This is a genomic window from Micromonospora sp. NBRC 101691, assembly GCF_030269285.1.
GTDB classification, from domain to species: domain Bacteria; phylum Actinomycetota; class Actinomycetes; order Mycobacteriales; family Micromonosporaceae; genus Micromonospora; species Micromonospora echinospora.
This window is the reverse complement of record NZ_BSTB01000001.1, coordinates 178,322-201,281: the sequence shown is the minus strand read 5'-3', so window position 1 is coordinate 201,281 and position 22,960 is coordinate 178,322. Positions and strand designations below refer to the sequence as shown.

Genomic DNA, 22,960 nt, shown 5'->3' with positions numbered 1-22,960 from the left:
GCCGGCCGGCTCCCCGTCCGGCGACCCGCCGATGGATGCGTCATCGTGCGTCGCGCAGCGTGCGGACGTAGGTCGCGGTGAGCGCGACCACGCGGTCCCCGTCGTCGGACAGCTCCGCGAGGGCAGTCGACGCCGTGCTCCCCGGCAGGTCGGCGAGCGCCTGGACGAGCCGTAGACGTGCGGCCGGCTCGGAGACGCCGGGAACGAGACGCTCGACGAGCCCGGTGGCGATCCGGTCCGCCGACGCGGGATCACCGGCCAGCGCGCTGAGCGCGTCGGCCGCGTCGACGTCGTTCGTTCCCTCGACGATCATCTCGACCAGTGTCGGGACCGCGTCGACCACGCCACGTGCCCCGAGCACCAGGGCGGCGTACCTGCGGACCGCGAGGTCGGCGTGGGTGAGGGCGTCCCGCAGCAGGTCGGTCGCCGCGTCGTGCGGGATCTCGGCGACGGCCCGGACGGCACGCCGGCGCACCTCGGCCGTCGGCGCGTCGAGGCCCTCGGCGAGCAGGCCCAGCCCGTCGTCGCCGGACTGGGCCAGAGCCCAGCGGAGGGCACCGGCGACGTTCGGATCCGCCTCGCTCAACGCCGCCTCGACCAGGGCCTCCACCGGCACCTCCCCGACCGAGGAGAGCGCGGCGCGTTGGCGCCTGTCCGCGCTCTCCGAACCCAGGTCCCTCAGGAGCGCGACGACCTGGAGGACGTCCGCCCAGTCGTCGGGTTCCGCGGCGCCGATCCGGCGCAACCGGTTGAGCAGCTCCACCTCGCCCGCGATACGTTCCCGGGTCTGGCGGACGAGGTCGTCGACGAGGTCCGAGGGCCGGAAGCCGGGATCGTCGAGCGCGCGCCCGACCTCCCGCAGCGACAGCCCCAGTGACCGCAGGCTCTCGATGTGGAAGATCCGTCGGATGTCCTCGCCGGAGTACTCCCGGTAGCCGGCCACCGTACGACCCGTCGGCCGGACCAGGCCGAGCGAGTCGTAGTGCCGGAGCATGCGGGCGCTGACCCCGGACCGTCGGGCCACCTCACCGATCAACACCGCCGGTCACCCCTCCTGGCTGGTCGTCTCTCCCGGCCGGCAACTCCTCCTGCCGGTCATCTCTCCTGGCTGCTCACCCCTCCTGGCCGGGTGATCCCTCCTGGCTGGTCGGGCCGAGGGCCACGATGCGCTTCGCCTCCTCGACCGCGAAGCCGAATCCGGCATCCGGGTCGTGCAGCAGCCGTTCCGTGGCGATCGCGTGCTGGCGCACCCGGGGATCGCGATGCCTTGCCGCAGCACGCAGCGCCGGCTCGATCATCTCACCGAGCGCGACCAGCGCCCGGCTGAGACTCAACTGCGTCTCCCGCCCGCCGCGCCCGAGTTGCGTCGCCAACACCTCGGCCAGCCCGGGTTCGTCGCCTTCCGGTACGAGCACGACCGCCGCGCGCCACGCGGCCCGGGCCACCTCGTCGTCGACATCCGTCAACAGTTCCGGGGTGATCGCCGGCCACGCCCGTCGGTCTGCGATCTTGGACAGCGTGTGCAACGCCTGGCTCCGGGCCTGCGTTCGCTCCGACCGGAGTTCGTCGAGGAGCCTCGGCACCGTCACCGACGACGGGTGCCGGGTGAGCGCCCAGGTGAGCATGTCGCGGACGAAGAACTCCGGCTCGACCGCGCACCGCCCGACGAGCGGGTCGACGAACCGTGGGTCCGGGGCAGTGCCGACCGCCAACGCCGCCCGCAGCCGCACCGACGGGTCACCGCTGGCCAGCCCCCGCAGCACGTCCGCTCTCTCATTCGGCCTGGTCATCTCCATGACCACAGTCAAAACCTTGTCACCGTGTGAAGGTCAACCGACGTCACTGACTCCTCCGCTGTTCCTGACAGCTCAGATGTACGACACGCCGATGGCATTCCACCGCATCAAGCCACGAATCGACGGTCCCCTTACCAGACGACCAGCCTGGGTTGGCACTTGTCCACAGTCCGGGGGCTGTCCACAGATCCGAGGGCGGTCGGTTGCCCGGCGCGGCCCGGGCCGGCACGGTCGACGGATGAACGAGGTGCTGCGGGATCTGCTGGAGCGGGGCGGCGGGCTGGTCACCCGAGAGGTGGCGATGCAGGTGGTGCCTCCCTGGACGCTCCAGTACGCGTGCGCCACCGGCCACCTGGTGCGCGTACTGCCCGAGGTGTTCGCCGCAGCGCACCTGCTGGCCCCACGCCCCCATCTCCCCACCCTCGGCCGCCTGCACCCGGCGCTCGGACACCGCGCGGTCTGTGCCTGGGCCGGCGGGCGGGCCGCGCTCAGCCATCTCAGCGCACTGCACGCGTGGGGCCTACGCCAGCAGGCGACCGGCGACCGGCTGCACCTGAGCGCCCCGCCGAACCCCACCGTCCGGACCCGCCCCGGCGTACACGTGCACCGCCGGCAGGGCTTCGTCGTCGGGCCGCCATACGTGGTGCGGCGTAACGACCTGCCGGTGACCCCTCTGGATCGGACCCTGGTCGACTCGTGGCCGTTGCTGTCGCCCGCCGAGCGGCGGGCACCGGTGCTCCGCGCGGTCAACGACCGGCACACCACCCCGGAGCGGCTGCGTCACACCCTGGACGACACCCCGAAGCTGACCGACCGGACGGCGCTGCGCACCCTGCTGACCCGGCTCGCCGAGGGTTGCCGCAGTCCGCTGGAGATCTGGGGACACGATCACGTCTTCACCGGTCCGGGGATGCCACCCTTTCAGCGGCAGGTCCGCATCCGGGTCGGCCAGCGCACCATGTACCTCGACATGTTCGCCGAGCGGGAACGCGTCAACATCGAACTCGACGGGGCGACCACACACGGCGACCCGTGGCAGCGGGAGATCGACCTGCGCCGGGACGCGCTGCTGGCCACCCAGGGCATCCTGGTGGTCCGCTTCGCCCACCGTCGCCTCGTGCACGAGGCCGACCAGGTACGCCGGGAAACCCTCGCCATCCTCGCCAGCCGGGCAACCTGACCGGGCGCGTCACACCCGCACCCGACGCAGAGCCTCGAACTGACCGTCATACTCGATCGTCGGCCCGGGGACGCCCTGGGTTCTGAAGGTAGGTGACCATGGCAGGACGAGGGCTACCCGAGGCGGCGGTGGACCAGGTGCGCCGTTGGTGCGCGGAGCGGGTGCCCGAGCGTGTCCGTGACCAGGTACGCATCGCGTGCGAGGAGGCACCCCGACACCTGACCGTGGTGGAGTGCCGGTCGCCCTGGAACGGTGACCCGGGAGCGGAGTGGACGAGGCTACCGGTGGCCCGCTTCCACTACACCCGGAGCACCGACACCTGGACGCTCTACTACCGGGGCCGTAACCTCCGCTTCCACCGCTACGATCCGGCCCCGCCGAGCGCCGACATCGGCAGCCTGCTGGCCGAGGTGGACCGGGACCCCACGGCGATCTTCTGGGGCTGACCACCCAGCCGGCCGGCACCACCTACCTGGTCGAGCCGGTGCAGGCCGGCAGGCTGGACGAAGAGCTCCCGCCTGGCGGTGGCCAGACCGGCGGCGTCGAGCACGTAACCGGTCAGCCAGATCCAGCCGTCGAACGTCGGCCGGTCGAGATGCACCGCGACCACCCGCAGCGTCAGCGCCCGGCCCTCGCCGAACTGCACGGAGGCGCACCCGTCGATCCGCAGCAGGTCACCGGGCATGAGGCGCACCGCTACCAGTGCCCCCGGTTCGGCCGGCACTCCCGCGCGTGCAGGGTCTGCCAGTCACGCAGAGCCCGTTTGAGCCGCTCGTTCTCCTGGTCGAGCAGGCTGAGCTGTCGGTACAGGTCGGCCAGCTCGTCGGCGAGGTCGGTCAGGAACTCGCGTACCTCGTCGGAGTCGACGCCGCGCCGACGTGGGCTGAACTCGCGGTTGCGTACCTCGTGCGGGGTCGTCCGGTGCGGCAGGCCGGTCCCGTAGGGCTGACCGGAGCGGTACACCTGGGCCACGTCGGTCCTTTCGGGGCAGGGAAGGGCGGAGGGTTCGTGCGGGGGAGGGGCGGGTCGCTGCACGCCGGCACGCGGCGACCCGCCCGGCCCTGCCGCCGCAGCTCCCATCAGCGGTACGACGACAGAGCGGTCCGAGGGTCGGGGCAGGCACGCGTAACCCACCCCGACCAGGGGAACGAGCCGATCCCGTTGTTATACGAGGAGTAGCTCGCCGGTAACTCTAACGGCTTAGCCGTTTAAGTCAACTCTCGGTTGTTGTGCCAAGGCTTTTCGTGATCGAATTGGCGTGCCACACGAGGAGTGCCATGCCAACGACACCCGACTACATCCGCATAGCCGACGACATCATCAGGGCGGTGAGGGAGAAGAGGCTCAAGCCCGAGGACAAGCTCCCTCCGATCGCTCAGATGGCCGCGGACAACCGCGTCGGCACCTCCACGATCCAGATGGTCTACGTCCGGCTTGAGGCACTGCGGGTCATCCGTCGGCATCAGGGCAAGGGCATCTTCGTCACCGATCCGGCGCTCTGGATGCGGGAGCCCTGACCTCCTCAGTGGCCGGACCACGGATCGCCCGCCCTGACACTGGGTGTCCGAGGCTTCGTGGCTGCCTGAGGTGTGATCCGTTCGGCGTGTCGTACATCTGAGCTGCCACATCTGCGTGCGGTAGGGCCGACGAGGCCCCGGCCGGCGTCGGTCGCCGTACCGGGGCCCGTTGCACCCGCCTGGCTACACGCTGCCGCTGAAGGTGTCGCACTGCTTCGGGTCGCCGGTCTCGTAGCCCCGGGTGAACCACTCGCGGCGCTGCTCGGACGTGCCGTGGGTGAACTCGTCCGGGTTCACCGGCCGGTTCGCCCGCTCCGAGATGGCGTCGTCGCCGATCTTCTCGGCGGCGTCGATGGCCTGGTTGATGTCCTGCTCGCTGATGCTGGTGAAGATCTTCTGCCCGCTGGCGTCGGCGGTGCCGGTGGCGTTCTTCGCCCAGGCGCCGGCGTAGCAGTCCGCCTGGAGTTCCATCTTCACCGACAGCGCGTTCGCGTTGTCCGGGTCGCGCTGCTGCTGGCGGCGCACCTGCTGCTCGGTGCCGAGCAGGGTCTGCACGTGGTGGCCGTACTCGTGGGCCAGCACGTACGGCTGGGCGAACTCGCCGGCCGCGCCGAGCTGGTCGGCGAGCACCTGGTAGAAGGTCAGGTCGATGTAGACCTGCCGGTCGGCGGGGCAGTAGAACGGGCCCACCCCGGAGTCGGCGTTGCCGCAACCGGTGGAGACGGCGCGGCTGAAGAAGACCGTGTCCCTCGCCTCGTACCGCTCACCGAACCGCTCCGGCAGCGCCGTCTGCCAGTACGCCTGGATCGAGTTGACGTAGAGCGTGTTGCGGCAGTCGAGCTGCTCGAGGGCGTTCTCGGCGGAGCACTTCTGCTCCAGCGAGGAGTTGTCGCCCTGTTCCGACCCGCCGCCGTCGAGGGCCGCGTTGAGGCCGAAACCACCGCCGGCCAGGGCCACCACCACCGCGATGACCAGGCCGATCAGGCCACCCCGGCCGCCGCCGCCGACCGGGATGGGAATGCCGAGGCCGCCTCCACCGCCGGAGCCCCGCCGGTCGTCGACCTGACTGGTGTCGATGCGCGCGTTCTCGTTCAGCTCCATGGTTACCCCGATCGTTCGCCAGCTCCGGGTGAGGTGATGACCGACGATCCGGTACCCGATGATCTTGTGAGGTAATCCGGACGGGGCGCTCCGGCGGCCCGGTACACTCGGACCGTGCTGCTCTGCGAAGGCTGAACCGCCCCGCGCCGACGGGTAAATCGATCCCGCCGGCGCTTTCGCGTGCCCTGAGTCAGCCCTTTCGGCCCCTGAGAGCGAGTTCGCCACCATGATCACTGCCACCGGCCTGGAACTTCGTGCCGGCGCCCGGATCCTGCTGTCCGACACCACCCTGCGTGTGCAGCCGGGCGACCGGATCGGCCTGGTCGGCCGCAACGGCGCCGGCAAGACCACCACGCTCAAGGTGCTCGCCGGGGAGGGGCAGCCCTACGCCGGGCAGATCGACCGACGCAGCAACATCGGCTACCTCCCGCAGGACCCGCGTACCGGCGACCTGGAGGTCACCGGCCGGGACCGGGTGCTCTCCGCGCGCGGCCTGGACGTGCTGATGTCCCAGATGCAGGAGATCGAGGCGAAGCTCGCCGAGGGCCCCGACGAGCGCCTGGTCCGCCGGTACGGCGCGCTGGAGGACCAGTTCGCCTCCCTGGGCGGGTACGCGGCCGAGGCCGAGGCCGCGCGGATCTGCGCCAACCTGGGCCTGCCCGACCGGGCGCTCGCCCAGACCATCGGCACCCTCTCCGGCGGCCAGCGTCGTCGGATCGAGCTGGCCCGGATCCTGTTCCGGGACGCGGGCGAGAACGGCGGCGGCATCCTGCTGCTCGACGAGCCGACCAACCACCTCGACGCCGACTCGATCACCTGGCTGCGCAGCTTCCTCGCCAACCACAAGGGCGGCCTGATCGTGATCAGCCACGACGCGTCGCTGCTGGAGGCGGTGGTCAACAAGGTCTGGTTCCTGGACGCCACCCGGAGCGTGGTCGACGTCTACAACCTGGGCTGGAAGGCGTACCTGGAGGCGCGGGAGACCGACGAGCGCCGCCGTCGCCGGGAGCGGGCCAACGCCGAGAAGAAGGCCGGCGCGCTGATGGCGCAGGCCGACAAGATGCGCGCCAAGGCCACCAAGACCGTCGCCGCGCAGAACATGGCCCGCCGCGCCGAGCGGCTGCTCTCCGGGCTGGAGGAGGTCCGGGTCTCGGACAAGGTTGCCAAGGTGCGGTTCCCCACCCCGGCCCCGTGCGGGAAGACCCCGCTGACCGCGACCGGCCTGTCGAAGTCGTACGGCTCGCTGGAGATCTTCACCGACGTGAACGTGGCGGTGGACCGGGGTTCCCGGGTGGCCATCCTCGGGCTCAACGGCGCCGGCAAGACCACCCTGCTGCGGATGCTCGGCGGCCTGCTGGAGCCGGACACCGGCAGCGTGGACGCCGGCCATGGGCTCCGGCTCGGGTACTACGCCCAGGAGCACGAGACCCTCGACGTGGACCGGACGGTGCTGGAGCACATGCGCAGCGCCGCGTTCGAGCAGTCCGACACCGACCTGCGCAAGATCCTCGGCGCGTTCCTCTTCTCCGGCGAGGACGTGGACAAGCCGGCCGGCGTGCTCTCCGGCGGGGAGAAGACCCGGTTGGCGCTGGCCACCCTGGTCTGCTCCGGGGCGAACGTGCTGCTGCTCGACGAGCCGACCAACAACCTCGACCCGGTCAGCCGCGAACAGGTGCTCGACGCCATCGCCCGCTACCCGGGGGCGATCGTGCTGGTCACCCACGACCCGGGGGCGGTCACCGCGCTCAAGCCGGACCGGGCGATCCTGCTGCCCGACGGCGACGAGGACGCCTGGAGCGACGACCTGCTCGAACTGGTCGAGCTGGCCTGAGCGTCGACCGAGGGCCGGGAGCACGTATCCCGGCCCCGGCCCCGGCCTTCGCCGCCGGCCGTCAGCCGTCAGCCGTCAGCCGCCGGCCGTCAGACCAGCCTGGCCGCCGGGGCGGGGTCAGGCCGAGACGGGTTCCGCCGGGTCACCTCCGGCCGGTGTCCCCAGGCGGAGGCCATTCGTCGGCGAGCACCGACCAGACCTGGTGGTCGTGCCGCTGGCCCCGGTAGTGGAACGCCGAGCGCAGCACGCCGTCCAGCCGCATGCCGAGCCGCTGGGCGACGGCGGCGCTGCGGGCGTTGTGCGCGGCGTTGACCCACTGCACCCGGTACAGGCCGCGCTCGTGGAACGCCCAGTCGATCATGTGGCGGATCGCGCGGGTGACCAGCCCGTGCCCCTCGGCGGAGCGTTCCAGCCAGCAGCCCACCTCGCCGGTGCCGGCCCGGGCGTCGAGACTGACGAAGAGCGTGCCGCCGACCAGGACGCCGTCGCGCCAGATGCCGTAGATCCCACCGGTGTCGGCGGCCCGGCGGTCGGCGTGTCGCTGGAGCACCGCGCGGGCCGACTCCAGGTCGGTGCTCAGGCCGGCGAACGGGACCCACGGGTCGACGTACTCCCGGGCCCGGTCCATGTGCGCGAGGAACTCGGCCGCCTGCCACGGTTCGAGCGGGCGGAGCTGGGCGTCCTCGGTGAGCGGGACGGCGAACACGTTTTCTCTCCTCTCACCCGAGCAGGTCGACCAGGTGGCCGACCACCCCGGAACCGGCCAGGATCACCACGCCGATGGCCATGAAGATCACCGGCACCAGCCAGTGTCCGGTCCGCTCCACCAGCCGCACCACCCGGGGGTGTCCGCCGAGCCGGGCCCCCACCACGCACCACAGGCCGACCCCGGCCACGAAGACCAGCAGGAACACCAGGGCCTCGGCGGGGGAGAGGGTGCGGAACACCGGCACGTAGACGGCGATGTTGTCGGCGCCGTTGGCGATGGTCACGCCGGCCACGCCCGCCAGGCCGCCGACCACCGCCGGGGCCTCGTCGTCGTCCCGGCGCAGCAGGGCCCGTACGCCGAGCGCGACGGGAAGCAGGCCGAGCAGCCCGGTCCACGGCTCGGGCACCACCAGCAGGCCGACGGCGGCGATCGCGGCGACGGCGACCAGCGCGGCGATTCCGGCGTACTGGCCGGCGACGATCTGCCAGCGGCGGGGTCGGCCGGTGGCGCGGGCCGCGACGAACAACACGGTGAGTACCACGATGTCGTCGACATTGGTCGCGGCGAACACCACGGCCGCACCGGCCGCGGTGCTGAGGGGGTCGGTCACGCGGGCAGGGTACGCGCTGTGTCCCGGTCCCGCTGCGCACCGGCGTCTGCCCAGGTCAGCGCGGTTCGGGGGGAGCAACCGAGGCGACGTCACCCGATCGTGTCATCACTCTATCGGGAAGCTGACACTGCATAGCGTGTCGATTGGCGAAGAGTTGATATCTGGCGCATGATCGTTCGAGGCGGTCTAATAGGTTGGACCGTTATCCGAACCGCACAGTCTGCGACGTGAGGAATCAGCATGGCAGCCACTGGCACAGCCACCAGCACTGAGAAGGGTCGCCGGATCGTCGGAGCCGAGCGTCAGACACTCGCCAAGGACCTGGTAAAGCGGTACACCGGGGGCGAGAGCATCCGGGCCCTCGCGGCCTCGACCGGCCGATCCTACGGGTTCATCCACCGGGTGCTCACCGAGTCCGGGGTGCAACTCCGGCAGCGCGGCGGCGCTCGTCGCCGCAAGAAGGCGTGATCGTCCCGCCACCGTCGTTCCTTCCCGCCACGCCCCGGACCGCCCGGTGACGACCGGGCCCGGGGTACGGCTGGAGTGCGCCGGCCCGGTGGCCACCGTGACGTTGTGCCGTCCCGACGTGCTCAACGCCCAGACCCCGGCCATGTGGCATGCGATGAGCGACTTCTCCCGCACTCTCCCCGGCGATGTCCGGGTGGTCGTCGTGCGCGGCGAGGGCCGGGCGTTCTCCGCCGGACTGGACCTGTCGGTCGCCAACGCGTCCGGGCCGGGTTCGTTCGCGGAGCTGGCCACCCTGCCCGAGCAGGAGTGCGCCGACCGGATCGCCGAGTTCCAGTCGGCGTTCACCTGGCTGCACCGGCCGGACGTCGTCTCCGTCGCGGCGATCCAGGGGCACGCCATCGGTGCGGGCTTCCAGCTCGCGCTCGCCTGCGACCTGCGGGTGCTCGCCGAGGACGCCCGGCTGTCGATGGCCGAGGTCACCCTCGGGCTGGTGCCCGACCTGGCCGGCACCGGTCGCCTGGTCGACCTGGTCGGCTACTCCCGGGCCCTGGAGATCTGCGCCACCGGCCGCCGGATCGACGCCGCCGAGGCCGACCGGATCGGTCTGGCCACCCTCGTGGTGCCGACCGCCGAGCTGGCCGGGGCGACCACGGACCTCACCGCCGCCCTGTTGGCCGGCAACCGGGACGCGGTCGTCGAGATCAAGGCCCTGCTCGCGGGCGCGGCGCGGCGGACCCCGGCGGAGCAGCAGCGCGCCGAGCGCGAGGCGCAGGTCCGGCGGTTACGGGACCTGGCCGGACGCGGGGAGTGATGTAAGGACCGCCCGGGAAGAATCGGATTACCGCCGAGGTTGTCGTACTGGTCGGGACAATCGACCTGACAGCGCGGGCGGTCCCGCACGACCCGGAGGTGACGCGTGAATCCCAACGGCGGCATGGGGGGCATGGGCGGCTGGAGCATGCTCCGGTCGATGCGCAACTCCGACGACGTCTCCACCCACCGGCTCAACCGGGGCACCGGACGACGGATCGTCGCCTTCGCGCGGCCGTACCGCCGGGACATCGTGGTCTTCCTGGTCACCGTCGTCCTCGCCGCCATCATCGGGGTCGCCACACCGGTGCTCGCCGGTGACGTCATCAACGCGATCACCGGGGGCGGCACCGAGGCCGGCGCGACCGTGGTGCGCCTCGCCCTGTTCATCGCCGGCCTGGCCGTCGCCGACGCGATGCTCTCGCTGGCCCAGCGCTGGTACTCCGCCCGGATCGGCGAGGGCATCATCCTCGACCTGCGCACCCGGGTCTACGACCACGTCCAGCGGATGCCGTTGCAGTTCTTCAGCCGCACCCAGACCGGCGCGCTGGTCAGCCGACTCAACAACGACGTGCTGGGCGCCCAGCGGGCGTTCACCTCGACCCTCTCCGGCGTGGTCAGCAACGTCATCCAGCTCGTGCTCACCGCCGCGGTGATGTTCACCCTCTCCTGGCAGATCACCGTCCTGTCCCTGGTGCTGCTGCCGATCTTCATCATCCCGGCCCGTCGGGTCGGCAAGCGGCTGGCCGAGATCACCCGCGAGTCGTACAACCTCGACGCCAAGATGAACGCCACCATGACCGAACGGTTCGGGGTGGCCGGGGCGCTGCTGGTCAAGCTCTTCGGCGCGCCCGAGGTCGAGGCCCGCCGCTTCGCCGCCCGCGCCGAGCGGGTCCGCGACATCGGCATCCAGTCGGCGATGTACTCGCGGACGTTCTTCGTGGCGATGCTGCTGGTCGCCTCGCTGGCGCAGGCGCTCACCTACGGCCTCGGCGGCTGGCTGGCGGTCACCGGCGCGGTCAGCGCCGGTACCGTGGTCACCCTGGCCCTGCTGCTCACCCGCCTCTACGGGCCGTTGACCGCGCTCTCCAACGTCCGGGTCGACGTGATGAGCGCGCTGGTCTCCTTCGACCGGGTCTTCGAGGTGCTCGACCTGAAGCCGGGTATCGAGGAGAAGCCGGACGCGGTGTCCGTGCCGCGCGGCAACGGCCGGGTCGAGTTCCACGACGTGCGGTTCCGCTACCCGAGCGCGGCCGACGTGTCGCTGGCCTCCCTGGAGGAGGTCACCGCGCTGGACCGCAGGACCAACGAGCCGGTGCTGCGCGGGGTCTCCTTCGCCGTCGAGCCGGGCCAGATGGTGGCCCTGGTCGGGCCGTCCGGCGCCGGCAAGTCGACCCTGTCGATGCTGATGTCCCGGATCTACGACGTCACCGAGGGGCAGGTGCTCGTCGGCGGGGTGGACGTCCGGGACGCCACGCTCGCCTCGCTGCGCGACGAGATCGGTGTGGTCACCCAGGACTCCCACCTGTTCCACGAGACCATCGCGGAGAACCTCCGGTACGCGAAGCCCGACGCCACCGACGACGAACTCTGGGCCGCGCTGGCCGGCGCGCAGGTGGCCGATCTGGTGCGGGCCCTGCCCGACGGGCTGGAGACGATCGTGGGGGAGCGGGGCTACCGCTTCTCCGGCGGCGAGAAGCAGCGCATCGCCATCGCCCGGCTGCTGCTGAAGGCCCCGTCGATCGTGATCCTCGACGAGGCCACCGCGCACCTCGACTCGGAGAGCGAGGCCGCCGTGCAGCGGGCGCTGTCGGTGGCGCTGGCCGGGCGTACCGCGCTGGTGATCGCGCACCGGCTCTCCACCGTGCGGGACGCCGACCAGATCCTCGTCCTCGACGAGGGACGGATCGTCGAACGTGGCCGCCACGACGAGCTGGTCGCGGTCGGTGGCCTCTACGCCGAGCTGTACCGCACCCAGTTCGCGGTGGTCGACTCGCCCAGCCCGTACGCCGACGCGACCGGCCCCGAGCCGGTGGTGACCACGGTGCCGATGGCCGCGTACGTCGCCGAGCAGGCCCTGCCGCCGTCCGCCGCGAACTGACCGGCGCCGGGTCAGCCCGGTTCGCGTACCGCCGCCCGCAGTTCGCCGAAGGCGGCGCCGAGCGTCTCGGCGGTGAAGTGGGCGTTCAGGCCGCTCGGGTTCGGCAGCACCCACAGCCGAGCGTCGCCGAGCCGTTCCGGCTGCGGCCCGAAGGTGGCCTTGGGTCGGGCGAAACCGGTCCGGTACGCGGTCACCCCGACCACCGCCACCCACCGTGGCCGGTGCCGGACGACCTTGTCGGTGAGCACGTCCGCCCCCGCCACCAGCTCGGCGGCGGTCAGCTCGTCGGCGCGGGCGCTCGCCCGGGCCACCATGTTGGTGATGCCGAGGCCGAGGCCCGGCAGTTCGCCCTGCTCGCTGGGGTGCAGCTGGCGCGGGGTGAAGCCACCCCGGTGCAGGGCGGGCCAGAACCGGTTGCCGGGGCGGGCGAAGTGCCAGCCGGTCGCCGCCGACCACAGCCCCGGGTTGATCCCGACGAAGAGCACGTCCAGCCCGTCGGCGAGCAGGTCGGGAATGGTCCGGTCCGCCGCGGCGGCGAGCTGCTCGCGGGTCGGCCGGGGAGACGGCACCGACCGACCGGCCGCCGGGCTGGTCCGGGGCCGGCGACCGCTGCGTGTGCTGGTCACAGGTCGCGGGTCGCGCCGCCGTCGACCGGGATGGTCACCCCGGTCAGGTAGCCGGCGGCGGGGGAGAGGACGAACGCGGCGACCCGACCGAACTCGGCCGGATCACCGATGCGACGCAGCGGGATGCCCGCCTCCGCCTCGGCCCGGGCCCGCTCGGCGTCGCCGCTCGCGGCGAGGAGCTGCCGGTTCCGGTCCGTCATGATCCGCCCTGGCAGCAGCCCGACCACCCGGACGCCCCGGGGACCGTACTCGTCGGCGACGTCCTTGGCCACGCCGGCCAGGCCGGGACGCAGCCCGTTCGAGATGCCGAGGCCGGTGATCGGGTACCGCGCCGAGGTGGAGAGGACCAGACCGATCGCGCCGCCGGCCGGTCGCGCCCGGTCCGTCGGCTCCCCGTCCCCCGCGAGCGCGGCGGCGACGGTCCGGAGCGCGCGAACCGTGCCGAGGAAGACCGTCTCGAACGACTGTCGCCACTGCTCGTCGCTGACCCCGGCGGCGCTGCCCGGAGGTGGTCCGCCGACCGAGACCAGCGCGCCGTCCAGCCGGCCGAAGCGCTCCCGGGCGGTGTCGACCAGCCGTTGCGGCAGCGCCGCGTCAGCGAGGTCACCGGCGGTCCCGACGGCGTGCGCCGGGCCACCGAGCCGCGTGGCGGCGGCGGAGACCTCGTCGACGTCCCGGGCGGAGAGCACCACCTTCGCCCCGTCGGCGACGAGACACTCGGCGGTGGCGTACCCGAGCCCACGGGAGGCGCCGGTCAGCACGTACACCCGGTCGGCGAGTCCGAGATCCATGCCGTCGATCCTGCCCCAACCGGTGGGGTCCGCTGTCGCCGGGTGCCGCGCGGGCGTGAGGACCTCCCGCCAGGCTGCGTCGGGCGTGCCCCGACCGCTGCCGTCGGGCGGCCGTCGGTCGTACCGCCGCTGGCCGCTACCGTCGGGCGGCCGTCGGTCGTGTTCCGACCGCTGCCGTCGGGTGGCCGTTGGGCGTATCCCCGCTGGCCGCTACCGTCGGGTGTCGCGTAGTCGTACCCGGCCGGCGATCTGTACCGCGACGGCGTCGTCGATCCGGACGACCGCCGGTAGCCGGCGCGGGCGGGGTGGCCGTTCGCCGTCGTAGCGGCTGGTGGCCTCGCGGACGGCGAGTTCCCCGGCGGCCAGTCGGGGCAGCCTGCTCCCGGCCCGCAGCGCTCGGGCGAGGTCCCAGCCGTCGCGCAGCCCACCCCGGGTGGGACGCGTCGCCGCCCATCCGGCGAAGGTCGCCGGCCAGGCGTCGCCGAGTCCGGCGGCGAGCAGCGGCCAGTGCCGGGCGACGTCCCCGGCGCGCTTGCGTAGCAGCGCCTCGCGGGCCGCGGCGAGCCGCCGGGTGTCGAAGCCGGGCGGCGGGTCGGCTCCGGCGACCAGCGCCGCGACCAGCGCGGCCTGCCGGACGGCAAGGTCCCCCGCACCGCCCGCACCGTCGGCACTGCCCGCACCGCTCGCACTGCCCGCACCGCTCGCACTGTCGGCCCGTGCGGTGCTGCCCGCTGCGTCGGGTGGTAGCAGGGGACCCCTGCTACTCAAAAAGCGGTAACAAGGGTCCCCTGCTACCACCTCAGCCACCTCAGCCACCTCAGCCGGGGCCGGGGGACGGTGGGCGGCGGTCGGGGTGGGCGGGGCGTCGTTCATGTGACCACCGGCCAGCCCGCCGTCGTGGCCAGCGCGTCCAGTTCGGCGCGGAGCGTCGCCGCCGGGGGATACCGCCCGTCGCGTTCGAGCAGCAGCGCGGGCGGCCGGTGCCGGGCGCACAGTGCGCCGACCAGGTCGAGGACCTCCGGTGGCACCGGGTCGGTGTGCGTGTCGTGGTAGAGCCCGTCGTGCTCGGCGCCCCCGGCGACGTGCACGTACGCGACCCGCTCCAGCGGCAGCCGGTCGAGCAGCGTGAGCGGGTCGGTGTCCCGGTTGCGGGCGTTGGCGTACACGTTGGCGATGTCGAGCAGCAGCAGGGCGTCGGTGCGTTCGAGGATCTCGGTGACGAACGCCGCCTCGTCCAGTTCGTCGTCCGGCCAGTCGAACAGGGCGGCGATGGGTTCCAGCGCGATCGGCACCGGCAGCTCCGCCTGCGTCCGCCGGACGTTGGCCGTGACCGCCGCGACCGCCTCCCGGCTGCGGGGCAGCGGCAGCAGGTGACCGGCCTCGACCCCGCCGGCCCGGACGAAGGCGATGTGCTCGCTGACCAGCGGCGCGTCCAGCAGGTCGGCGACCGCGGCCAGATGGGCCACCCGGGCCGGCTCGACCGGTTCCGCGCCGCCGAGCGAGAGCCGCACCCCGTGCGGTACGACGGTGACGCCGGCCGCCCGCAACTCGGCGAGCCCGTCCGGCGGCGGTCCGGCCGGGGCGACGCTCTCCGCGATCACCTCGACGAAGCGCAGGCCGGGCAGGTCGGCGACGAAGCCGGCGATCTCCGGCCGCCACCCGATGCCGACACCCGCCGGCGGCGCCGCACGGTTCGCGCTGGCGGGCCCGGTCGGGTGGGGCGGGGTGGTCATCCCCCGCACCCGCCACCGCAGCCACCGCCACCGCAGCCGCCGCCACCACCGTCCCCACCACTGCCACTGTCCCCACCGCCGCTGCCCCCACCGCAGCCGCCGCTGGATCCCGAGCCGGTGGTGGAGGTCCGCTGGATCTCGGCGGCGTCGGCGAAGGCGGGGTCGACCGCCCAGAGCGTGGCGGTGCCGAACAGCGCGACGCCCATCGCCGCCCCGGCCGCGCCGTAGGTGCCGTACGCGGGCGAGGCGGAGGGCGTCAGGTAGCGGTATTGGGCCCGCAGGTTGTTCAGGGCGGTCTTGCCGGCGCGGGTCCGGAACGGCGTCCGGGCGGCCTGGATCACGAAGATCACCGCGAGGACGACCATGACGGCGACCAGGAAGCCCACCGGCTGGTCGTTCCGGATCCCGGCGAACAGACGCACGACGCCCACGAAGAGCAGCAGGAACAGCAGCGCCGGACCGAACCGGGCGGCGCGCCGCCGGTCGGCGTCGAGGGCCAGCCCCCGGCTCTCCAGGTCCTGCCGCAGCTGACCGAGCGCGGTGGCCACCCAGTGGTCCTGCGGCAGGTCGCGGGTGCGGACGCCCCGGCCGGCCGCGTGGTGCACCGCCTGGTCCAGCGGGGTGGCGCCGGCGGGCAGCGGACCGGTGGCGCGCAGCAGCTTGCGCCGGTCCGCCCCGACCGCGCCGACGCTGCGCAGGGCGCCGATGGTGCTGTAGACGGCCAGCCGTGGGCCGCCGTTGAGGTACGCCGCCTGCTGCGGCCCGAGGTGGTCGAAGCCGGGCGCTCGGTGACCGTCGAAGAGCCAGGCACGGTAGAGGATCGAGCCGAGCGCCAGCAGCGCGGCCACGACGAGGTAGCCGGTGGCGAAGGTGGGGCCGGAGATGCCCCAGGTGTCGCCCGGTGCCGCCAGTAGGGTCATCGTCTGCTCCTGTCCGCGAGGGGTGGCGGCCCCATTGTGGAGCAGGTCCGCCAGCGAGGGAACGGCCGGTGAGCTGGGTCGTCGTACCGCTCCCGGGGATCCGGCCGGCTCCGGGCGCGACGGGCGTGCCGGGGCGGTCGTGGGGGTGTCGTGCGGGGCGCCGGGGCGGGTCAGCGGCGGCGGACCGCCTCCTCGACCAGGTCGAGGACCGGGCCGAGGTCACCGGCGGGGCGTCCCATGGCCAGGTGCAGGACCAGACCGTCGTAGGCCAGTTCGAGGAAGCGGGCGAGCACGTCGATCGGTACGTCCTCGCGGAGCACGCCGGCCTCGCGCTGGCGGGCCAGCCGTTCCCGGGTGGCCTCGGCGATCGCGGCGGACCGCTCGGCCCAGCGGCGGGCGAAGGACGGGTCGGTGCGCAGCCGGCGGGAGACCTCCAGTTGGCTGCCGAGCCAGCCGGTGGTGTCCGGTGACATCGCGCGGGCGAGCAGGTCCCGCATGACCTGCACCAGGCCGTTGCGGGCCACCGTCTCCACCATCGCCGCCGCGTCGTCCTCGGCGACCGCGAGGAAGAGGGAGTCCTTGTCCCGGAAGTGGTGGAAGATCGCGCCCCGGGAGAGACCGGTCGCCTCCTCCAGCCGACGCACGGTGGCTCCCTCGTAGCCGTGCCGGGCGAAGCAGGCCCGCGCGGCGGCGAGGATCTCCTGGCGGCGCGCGTCGAGCTGGTCCTGGCTTACTCTGGGCACGTTCCGATCGTTCCAGGTGCCCCCGTCCGGCGCAAACCGTACGTACGGCTTGCGTTCGTGTCCGGGCCGGGGACGCGCCCTACGATCGCGGCATGACGTCCCTACCCTCCGCCACGTTGACCGTGGCCGCCGTCCAGGCCGACCCGGTACCGGGTGACGTGGCCGGTAACGCGTCGAGCACCGCCCGGCTGGTGCGCCGCGCGGCCGACTCCGCCGCCCGGCTGGTGGTCCTGCCCGAGCTGTTCCTCTCGGCGTACCACCCGCCGGTCCTCGGCGCCGACCCGGCCGGCACCGACGTCGCGGCCGATCCGGACGCCCTGGTCGCCGATCCCCGCCTCGACCCGGTACGCGCGGCGGCCCGGGACACGGGCGCCGTGGTGGTCGTCAGCGCGGCGGTCCGCCACCCGGACCGGCGGCGGACCATCTCCGCCCTGGTCGTCGACCGGACCGGGACGGTCCGCGTCGGCTACGACAAGCAGCAGCTCTGGAGTGAGGAGCGGAAGCTGTTCACCCCGGGCCGGCGCGGGGCGACGCTGGAGGTCGACGACTGGCGGTTCGGCCTCGGCATCTGCTACGACGGCTGCTTCCCGGAACACGGTCGCGCCGCGGCGGACGACGGAGCACACGGCTACCTCTGCCCGAGCGGCTACGTGGTCGGCTCCGCGCACCGGCGGGACCTCTACTACGCGGCCCGGGCGCTGGACAACACGATGTACGTCGTCTTCGCCAACTCCGTCGACGGCGTCGCCCCCTGGCGGTTCAACGGCGGAGCGGCGGTGTACGACCCGGAGGGGCGCTGCCTGGTGCGTGGCGCGGACACCGGGGAGGACGTGCTGGTCGCGACGCTCGACCCGGAGCAACTGGCCCGGACCCGCGCCGACCACCCGATGCTCGCCGACCGGTTGCCCGACCAGGGACCCGAGCGGGTCCGGGTCACCGGCTGAGGGCACGACCGGTTCCGGTGCGGGTCACCGGCTGAGGCCGCGGGGCGGTCGCCCGGCGCGCACCGGGCGCCACCGGCCCGGCGGGACGAGCCGCCCTGGCACACCGGGCCTGTCCGGCGTCGGTAAATCGGTTGCGGGCCGGACGGCCGGTGGTGAGCATGGTCCACGCAGAGCGCACTCCGGGCGTCGCCCGGTCGAGGAGAGGGGGTCGGTCATGGCCGTCTTCGCAGGGTCCTTCCACCTGCCTCCACCAGCCTCGACCAAGGGATCACCAATCCAGTGCGTGAGAACGACTTCCCGTCGGCGCGTGAGCGCCGGCCGCGCGGCAAGCGCCGCTTCGACGACGACGAACCACAGTTCCTGAAGCACGGCCGGCAGCCCCGGCCGACCCCCGTCGAGGACGACGGGGACCCCGACCAGCCGCTGGTCGGTGACCGCTGGTCGACCTGGGACCAGGCGACCACCGGCCCCGAGCCGTACCCGGACTGGGTGGTCACCGAACTCGCCGCCCAGGACACCGAGCTGGGGGTGCTGAAGACCGGCAAGGAGGCGGACGTCCACCTCGTCCGGCGCGCGGTGCCGGACACCGACCGGTCCTGCCTGCTGGCGGTCAAGCGGTACCGGGCCCCGGAGCACCGGCTGTTCCACCGGGACGCCGGCTACCTGGAGGGCCGCCGGGTACGGCGCTCCCGGGAGACCCGGGCGATGGCCGGTCGGACCACCTTCGGCCGGCAGATGATCGCCGGTCAGTGGGCGGCGGCCGAGTTCGCGGTGCTCTCCCGGCTCTGGGAAATCGGGGTCGCCCTCGGTACGGTCGCGGTGCCGTACCCGGTGCAACTGATCGGCACGGAGCTGATGCTGGAGTTCATCGGCGACGCCGAGGAGGGGCAGGCCGCGCCCCGCCTCGCCCAGCTGCGGCCCGAGCCGGACGAGCTGCGCGGACTCTGGGAGCAGTTGGTGGACGTGCTGGTCGTGCTGGCCCGCACCGGTCACGCCCACGGGGACCTGTCGCCGTACAACCTCCTGGTGCACGACGGCCGGCTGGTCCTCATCGACCTGCCGCAGGCCGTCGACGTGGTGGCGAACCCGCAGGGCGCGGAGTTCCTCGCCCGGGACGTCCGCGTGGTGGCCACCTGGTTCGCCGCCCGGGGACTGCCGGCCGACCTGGTCGACCCGGCCGCGCTGACCGGGCAACTGCTGCGCGAGGCCGGACTGCGCTGACCGCTGACCGGGCCGGACCCGCCCCGACCGGGCGGGTCCGGCCCGTACCGCCGCCGGCGGGTCGTCCGCGTCGTGACGGGCTCAGCCAGCTCCTCGCCGCGGGGCAGGGCGGAGCGGCCGGGTCACTGGAGGTAGCGTTCGACCTCCGGGACCGGCCGGACGCCCTGGCTCTCCGGGTCGTTGTGGTTCTGCCGGGCCGCCCGGCGGCGCCGGAGCAGGTCCCAGCACTGGTCCAGCCCCTCCTCCAGTTCACGCAGCCGGGCCCGGGCGGCGTCGTCGGTGCCGGCCTGCGCGGACTGTGCGTCCGCCCGGAGCCGGTGCTCCTCGTCGACCAGCTCGGCGATGCGGTTCAGGATGGTCTTGTCGTCCATGTGTCGAGCGTGGCACAGGCCGCCCCGCCGCGCCCGGCTTCCCGGACGCCGACGGGGGTTCGGTAGGTTGCCGACCGATGACCGTCACCATCCGCCCGTTCCGGCCCGAGGACGCGACCGCCGTGGCCGCGGTGCTCCGGGTCGCCGCGCCGTACTGGGTGTTCAGCGCGGCGGCGCTGCGCTGGCAGTCGACCCACGGGGCACCGGCCGCGCGGCAGCGGATGCTGCTCGCCGAGGTCGACGGCGAGGTGGTCGGGGTCGCCCGGACCGGACTGCTGCACGAGAGCGCCGAGCCGGGGCTCGGCTACGCCAACCTGAACGTGCTGCCGGAGCGGCGGGGCGGGGGCGTGGGTTCGGTCCTGCTCGCCGCCGCCGAGCAGCGGCTGCGGGCGATCGGCGCACGGGAGGCGTACGCGAAGGTGGTGGACGAGCCGGCGGCGGTCAGCTTCGCCGAGCGGCACGGTTACCGGCGCGGACGGAGCACCACCCACCTGCGGCTGGACCTGACCACCGGGGCGCTGCCCCCGGTGTCGGCCCCGCCCGGGGTGCGGATCACCACGGCGGCCACGCTCGCCGAAGACCCACGTCCGCTGTACGAGGCCGACCTGGACGCCTCCCGGGACGAGCCGGGGGACGTGGGCATGGACGTGATCGGTCTGGCCGACTGGCGGACCACCTACTGGGACCGTCCGGACCTGGACCGGACACTGACGACCGTCGCGATCTGTGCCGGGGTGGTGGCGGCGTTCACCTTTGCGCTGACTGATGGCTCAGATCGTTACCAGTCGGGGATGACCGGCGTGCGGCGGGCGTACCGGGGGAGAGGGTTGGCCGGCGCGGTCAAGCGCAGCGCGTTGCACCGGGCTGCCGAGGCGGGCTTCACCACCGCTCTGACCAGCAACGACGCGGGAAACGAGGCGATGCTGGCGATCAACCGTCGGCTCGGCTACGCCCCCGTCGCCGTCGAGTGGCGGTACCGGCGGACCCTGTTCCGCTGACGCTCCGCGCGATCGTCCTTTCTGGACGCTGCAATTATTGTCAACGAAAATTTCTCGCCCCCCGTCTGGTGAACCGGACATCGTGATGGCATGCTCAGCGGGTTGTGTGACTCGCAATGACGGTCCCGCGACTCAGCGGTGATACCGGGAGGAGCCCAAAAGGTGGGAACGTCGCACCCCTTCCCGGCGCGAGCCAGTCGTCCCGCGAGGGTCCCCCTGCGCCGGATGCTGCCCGCCCTGGTCCGTGATCCGGCCCGCGCTCTCATCGACGCGGGCAACCGGACCGGGGGCCGGCTGGCCCGCATCAACCTCGGCTCGTTCCGGCCCTACCTGGTCACCCATCCCGACCACGTCCAGCACGTGCTCCGCGAGCGGGCGGAGAACTACGAGCGGGCCGGTGACGGGCTGTTCTGGCGGCCGGTCAAGCGGCTCTTCGGCGAGGGGATCCTCGGCGAGGGGCAGATCTGGTCGGCCAGCCGCCGGATGCTCCAGCCGATGTTCACGGCCAAGCGGGTCGAGTCGATGATCGACGGGATGGCCGAGGCGATCTCCGACGCCGTCGACGAGCTGGACGCCCCGTCGCGGGTGGGACGTCCGGTCGACATCGGCAACGAGCAGTCCCGGATCGTCTGCCGGGCGATCATGAAGGTGCTCTTCGCCGACAAGATCTCGGTGCCCGACGCGATGCGGGTCGTCGACGCCCAGGACGCCATCGCCAGCGCGGTGATCCCCCGGATCGTGGTGCCCTTCGCGCCGCTGTCACTGCCCATGCCCGGCGACCGGACCTTCCGCCGGGCGGTCCGGATCGTCGACGAGGTGCTCGTACCCATCGTGCGGGAATCCCGGGCCACGGCGGAGGAGGGCGACGACGTCATCTCCACGCTGTGGCGGGCGCGCACCGACGACGGCCGGCAGCTCGACGAGCAGCAGGTCCGCAACGACACGGTGGCGATGTTCGCGGCCACCACCGAGACCACCATCAACGTGCTGACCTGGCTCTGGCCGCATCTCGACGAGCACCCGGAGGTCGCCGACCGGCTCTACGAGGAGATCAACCGGGTGGTGGGCGACGAGCCGGTCCGCCGTGAGCACCTCGGCGAGCTGCGCTACACCCGGATGGTCCTCGACGAGCTGCTGCGCCTCTACCCGATCGGCTGGCTGATCCCCCGCCGCGCGGTCGCCGCCGACGTGGTCGGCGGGGTGGAGATCGAGGCCGGCGCGACCGTGGTGGCCAGTCCGCTGATCACCCAACGGATGTCGGCGTTCTGGGACCGGCCCGACGAGTTCGACCCGGAGCGGTTCCGCCCCGAGCAGGTCCGGGCCCGGCACCGCTACGCCCACTTCCCGTTCGGTGGGGGCCCGCACCAGTGCCTCGGCATGTACCTCTTCTACCTGGAGGCGCAGCTCATCGTCGCCACGATGCTGAGCCGGTACCGGTTCCGGCTCCGGCAGCCCGGGGTGCCCGGTCTGCGGCTGGCGGCGGCGTTGCGGCCCCGCCGCCGGGTGGAACTGACCCTCACCGGTGCGGCGACCTCGGCCGCCGCCTGAGCGGAGCGGACGGAATGGACCTCAACGCCCACGCCTCGGACGCCGTCGAGCAGGGCCGGATCTGCGCCCTGGCCGCCCGGGGGCAGCGCGACCTGCAGAAGGTCGCCGCCGGTCACCCGGAGCTGTTCGCCGGTGCTCCCTTCGACGGCGCCCTGTTCGGCAACATCGCCATGGCCATGGCGTTCAGCGCGCCCTGGTCCGGTGTGGCGGAACTGCGGGTCACCAACCGTGCCGTGCTGTGGGGGTTCGCCCTCGACTGGCAGGTGGACTACCTGGCGAAGTCGCGTACGGAGATCGACCGGCTGGTCGAGACCAGCCTCGCGGTGGTCGACGGCGCCGCCCCGGCGTCGGACGACCCGTTCGCGCGGTTCTTCGCCGAACTCTGCGCCGACCTGGCCGCCGTGCCGGCCTATCCGCGCCTGCGTGACGTGTGGCGGGCGGCGGTCCACCGGACGCTGGCCGCGATGGCGGTCGAGTGGGAGTGGCGGGCGGCCCGGCGGGACCTCACCGGCACGTTGCCGACCTTCGAGGAGTATCTCGCCAACGCCGACAACCTGGCCTGCACGGTGGTCAACGTCGCGCACTGGATCCACACCGGCGACGAGGAGACCCACCGGTCGCTGCCCCGCCTGGTCGAGGCCAGCGACGAGGTGCAGCGGGTGCTGCGGCTGGTCAACGACCTGGGCACGTACCAGCGGGACCTGGAGTGGGGCGACCTGAACGCGATCATGCTGGTGCCCGACCGGGCCGAGGTCGAGCAACGGGTCGACGTCCTCACCGGACGTTGCCACGAGCTGCTGGCCGACCTGGCGGCCGACTGCCCCCGCCCGGCGACGTACCTCGCCCGGCAGGTCGGCTTCAGCAGCGGCTTCTACCGTTCCACCGACTTCTGGGGGGCCCGGTGAGCGCGAGGAGTGCAGCGGAGCGGAGCCCCGCAGTCGC

The 22,960-nt window shown here is 73.1% G+C and carries 26 protein-coding genes; 12 read left to right on the top strand and 14 right to left on the bottom strand.

Annotation, left to right across the window (positions count from 1 at the left end; translation table 11 throughout):
- Nucleotides 1–40 precede the first annotated feature (40 nt).
- Nucleotides 41–1,039 (bottom strand): MerR family transcriptional regulator, encoded by a 999-nt coding sequence (locus QSK20_RS00805; protein WP_285786612.1) that lies wholly within the window; start codon nt 1,037–1,039, stop codon nt 41–43.
- 73 nt (nt 1,040–1,112) lie between these two features.
- The gene (locus tag QSK20_RS00800) at nt 1,113–1,790 is read right to left on the bottom strand and encodes a HEAT repeat domain-containing protein (RefSeq protein ID WP_285786611.1); all 678 of its coding nucleotides are present in this window, start codon (nt 1,788–1,790) and stop codon (nt 1,113–1,115) included.
- Between the two features lie 244 nt (nt 1,791–2,034).
- On the opposite strand from QSK20_RS00800, the gene QSK20_RS00795 reads away from it, so the two are divergent.
- Both QSK20_RS00795 and QSK20_RS00790 read left to right on the top strand, forming a co-directional pair.
- Nucleotides 2,035–2,976: a DUF559 domain-containing protein gene (locus tag QSK20_RS00795; RefSeq protein ID WP_285786610.1), complete on the top strand. Its 942-nt coding sequence runs from the start codon at nt 2,035–2,037 to the stop codon at nt 2,974–2,976.
- A gap of 98 nt (nt 2,977–3,074) precedes the next feature.
- On the top strand, nt 3,075–3,422 hold the full coding sequence (locus QSK20_RS00790) for a DUF3024 domain-containing protein (protein WP_285786609.1): 348 nt from the start codon (nt 3,075–3,077) through the stop codon (nt 3,420–3,422).
- Here the strand turns inward: QSK20_RS00790 and QSK20_RS00785 are convergent.
- A complete protein-coding gene (locus QSK20_RS00785; protein WP_285786608.1) occupies nt 3,338–3,661 on the bottom strand; it encodes a hypothetical protein in 324 nt (107 codons plus the stop codon). The two genes, QSK20_RS00790 and QSK20_RS00785, sit on opposite strands and share 85 nt — an antisense overlap.
- An 11-nt stretch (nt 3,662–3,672) precedes the next feature.
- A complete protein-coding gene (locus QSK20_RS00780) occupies nt 3,673–3,948 on the bottom strand; it encodes a DivIVA domain-containing protein (protein WP_285786607.1) in 276 nt (91 codons plus the stop codon).
- 305 nt (nt 3,949–4,253) lie between these two features.
- Between QSK20_RS00780 and QSK20_RS00775 the strand changes: the two genes are divergently transcribed.
- Nucleotides 4,254–4,493, top strand: a complete 240-nt coding sequence (locus QSK20_RS00775) for a winged helix-turn-helix domain-containing protein (RefSeq protein ID WP_285786606.1) — start codon at nt 4,254–4,256, stop codon at nt 4,491–4,493.
- A 183-nt stretch (nt 4,494–4,676) separates the two neighbouring features.
- On the opposite strand, the gene ypfJ is transcribed toward QSK20_RS00775, so the two are convergent.
- Nucleotides 4,677–5,594 carry a KPN_02809 family neutral zinc metallopeptidase gene (gene ypfJ, locus QSK20_RS00770; protein ID WP_285786605.1) on the bottom strand — a complete coding sequence of 306 codons (918 nt, stop codon included), beginning with the start codon at nt 5,592–5,594 and terminating at the stop codon, nt 4,677–4,679.
- A 226-nt stretch (nt 5,595–5,820) separates the two neighbouring features.
- On the opposite strand from ypfJ, the gene QSK20_RS00765 reads away from it, so the two are divergent.
- Nucleotides 5,821–7,425, top strand: coding sequence for an ABC-F family ATP-binding cassette domain-containing protein (locus QSK20_RS00765; RefSeq protein WP_285786604.1), 1,605 nt, complete (start codon nt 5,821–5,823; stop codon nt 7,423–7,425).
- 142 nt (nt 7,426–7,567) lie between these two features.
- Here the strand turns inward: QSK20_RS00765 and QSK20_RS00760 are convergent, their stop codons facing one another.
- Both QSK20_RS00760 and QSK20_RS00755 read right to left on the bottom strand, forming a co-directional pair.
- Complete coding sequence (locus QSK20_RS00760; protein ID WP_285786603.1) at nt 7,568–8,131, bottom strand: GNAT family N-acetyltransferase; 564 nt, start codon at nt 8,129–8,131, stop codon at nt 7,568–7,570.
- Nucleotides 8,132–8,144: 13 nt separating this feature from the next.
- Nucleotides 8,145–8,744 (bottom strand): cadmium resistance transporter, encoded by a 600-nt coding sequence (locus tag QSK20_RS00755; protein WP_285786602.1) that lies wholly within the window; start codon nt 8,742–8,744, stop codon nt 8,145–8,147.
- Between the two features lie 240 nt (nt 8,745–8,984).
- Here QSK20_RS00755 and QSK20_RS00750 point away from each other — a divergent pair, with 240 nt between their 5' ends.
- From QSK20_RS00750 to QSK20_RS00740, 3 genes are all read left to right on the top strand, one after another.
- Nucleotides 8,985–9,212, top strand: coding sequence for a helix-turn-helix domain-containing protein (locus tag QSK20_RS00750; protein ID WP_007072022.1), 228 nt, complete (start codon nt 8,985–8,987; stop codon nt 9,210–9,212).
- Nucleotides 9,213–9,258: 46 nt separating this feature from the next.
- Nucleotides 9,259–10,023: an enoyl-CoA hydratase/isomerase family protein gene (locus QSK20_RS00745; protein ID WP_285786601.1), complete on the top strand. Its 765-nt coding sequence runs from the start codon at nt 9,259–9,261 to the stop codon at nt 10,021–10,023.
- 132 nt (nt 10,024–10,155) lie between these two features.
- Nucleotides 10,156–12,123, top strand: coding sequence for an ABC transporter ATP-binding protein (locus QSK20_RS00740; protein WP_285787165.1), 1,968 nt, complete (start codon nt 10,156–10,158; stop codon nt 12,121–12,123).
- A gap of 11 nt (nt 12,124–12,134) precedes the next feature.
- Here QSK20_RS00740 and mug read toward each other — a convergent pair whose 3' ends face one another.
- From mug to QSK20_RS00710, 6 genes are all read right to left on the bottom strand, one after another.
- A complete protein-coding gene (gene mug, locus QSK20_RS00735; protein ID WP_502888818.1) occupies nt 12,135–12,749 on the bottom strand; it encodes a G/U mismatch-specific DNA glycosylase in 615 nt (204 codons plus the stop codon).
- The gene (locus tag QSK20_RS00730; protein WP_285786600.1) at nt 12,746–13,540 is read right to left on the bottom strand and encodes an SDR family oxidoreductase; all 795 of its coding nucleotides are present in this window, start codon (nt 13,538–13,540) and stop codon (nt 12,746–12,748) included. Before QSK20_RS00730 ends, mug begins: the two co-directional genes overlap by 4 nt.
- A 210-nt stretch (nt 13,541–13,750) precedes the next feature.
- A complete protein-coding gene (locus tag QSK20_RS00725; RefSeq protein ID WP_502888817.1) occupies nt 13,751–14,308 on the bottom strand; it encodes an SCO6045 C-terminal-like domain-containing protein in 558 nt (185 codons plus the stop codon).
- A gap of 101 nt (nt 14,309–14,409) precedes the next feature.
- Nucleotides 14,410–15,273: an MbnB/TglH/ChrH family RiPP precursor modification enzyme gene (locus QSK20_RS00720; protein WP_285786599.1), complete on the bottom strand. Its 864-nt coding sequence runs from the start codon at nt 15,271–15,273 to the stop codon at nt 14,410–14,412.
- The gene (locus QSK20_RS00715) at nt 15,270–16,193 is read right to left on the bottom strand and encodes a TIGR04222 domain-containing membrane protein (protein WP_285786598.1); all 924 of its coding nucleotides are present in this window, start codon (nt 16,191–16,193) and stop codon (nt 15,270–15,272) included. Before QSK20_RS00715 ends, QSK20_RS00720 begins: the two co-directional genes overlap by 4 nt.
- A 170-nt stretch (nt 16,194–16,363) precedes the next feature.
- Entirely contained in the window at nt 16,364–16,936 is a 573-nt protein-coding gene (locus QSK20_RS00710) for a TetR/AcrR family transcriptional regulator (protein ID WP_088983071.1), read from the bottom strand.
- Nucleotides 16,937–17,028: 92 nt separating this feature from the next.
- Here QSK20_RS00710 and QSK20_RS00705 point away from each other — a divergent pair, with 92 nt between their 5' ends.
- Together QSK20_RS00705 and QSK20_RS00700 are read left to right on the top strand one after the other, a co-directional pair.
- A complete protein-coding gene (locus QSK20_RS00705; protein WP_285786597.1) occupies nt 17,029–17,880 on the top strand; it encodes a carbon-nitrogen hydrolase family protein in 852 nt (283 codons plus the stop codon).
- A gap of 279 nt (nt 17,881–18,159) precedes the next feature.
- Nucleotides 18,160–19,101, top strand: coding sequence for a serine protein kinase RIO (locus QSK20_RS00700; protein WP_285786596.1), 942 nt, complete (start codon nt 18,160–18,162; stop codon nt 19,099–19,101).
- A gap of 122 nt (nt 19,102–19,223) precedes the next feature.
- Here the strand turns inward: QSK20_RS00700 and QSK20_RS00695 are convergent, their stop codons facing one another.
- Nucleotides 19,224–19,472: a DUF2630 family protein gene (locus QSK20_RS00695; RefSeq protein ID WP_145836117.1), complete on the bottom strand. Its 249-nt coding sequence runs from the start codon at nt 19,470–19,472 to the stop codon at nt 19,224–19,226.
- Between the two features lie 77 nt (nt 19,473–19,549).
- Here QSK20_RS00695 and QSK20_RS00690 point away from each other — a divergent pair, with 77 nt between their 5' ends.
- The 3 genes from QSK20_RS00690 to QSK20_RS00680 all read left to right on the top strand — a co-directional run bounded on the left by QSK20_RS00690 (nt 19,550) and on the right by QSK20_RS00680 (nt 22,923).
- Nucleotides 19,550–20,470 (top strand): GNAT family N-acetyltransferase, encoded by a 921-nt coding sequence (locus QSK20_RS00690; RefSeq protein WP_285786595.1) that lies wholly within the window; start codon nt 19,550–19,552, stop codon nt 20,468–20,470.
- A gap of 225 nt (nt 20,471–20,695) precedes the next feature.
- Nucleotides 20,696–22,018: a cytochrome P450 gene (locus QSK20_RS00685; protein WP_285787162.1), complete on the top strand. Its 1,323-nt coding sequence runs from the start codon at nt 20,696–20,698 to the stop codon at nt 22,016–22,018.
- Between the two features lie 14 nt (nt 22,019–22,032).
- On the top strand, nt 22,033–22,923 hold the full coding sequence (locus QSK20_RS00680) for a terpene synthase family protein (RefSeq protein WP_285786594.1): 891 nt from the start codon (nt 22,033–22,035) through the stop codon (nt 22,921–22,923).
- Nucleotides 22,924–22,960 lie beyond the last annotated feature (37 nt).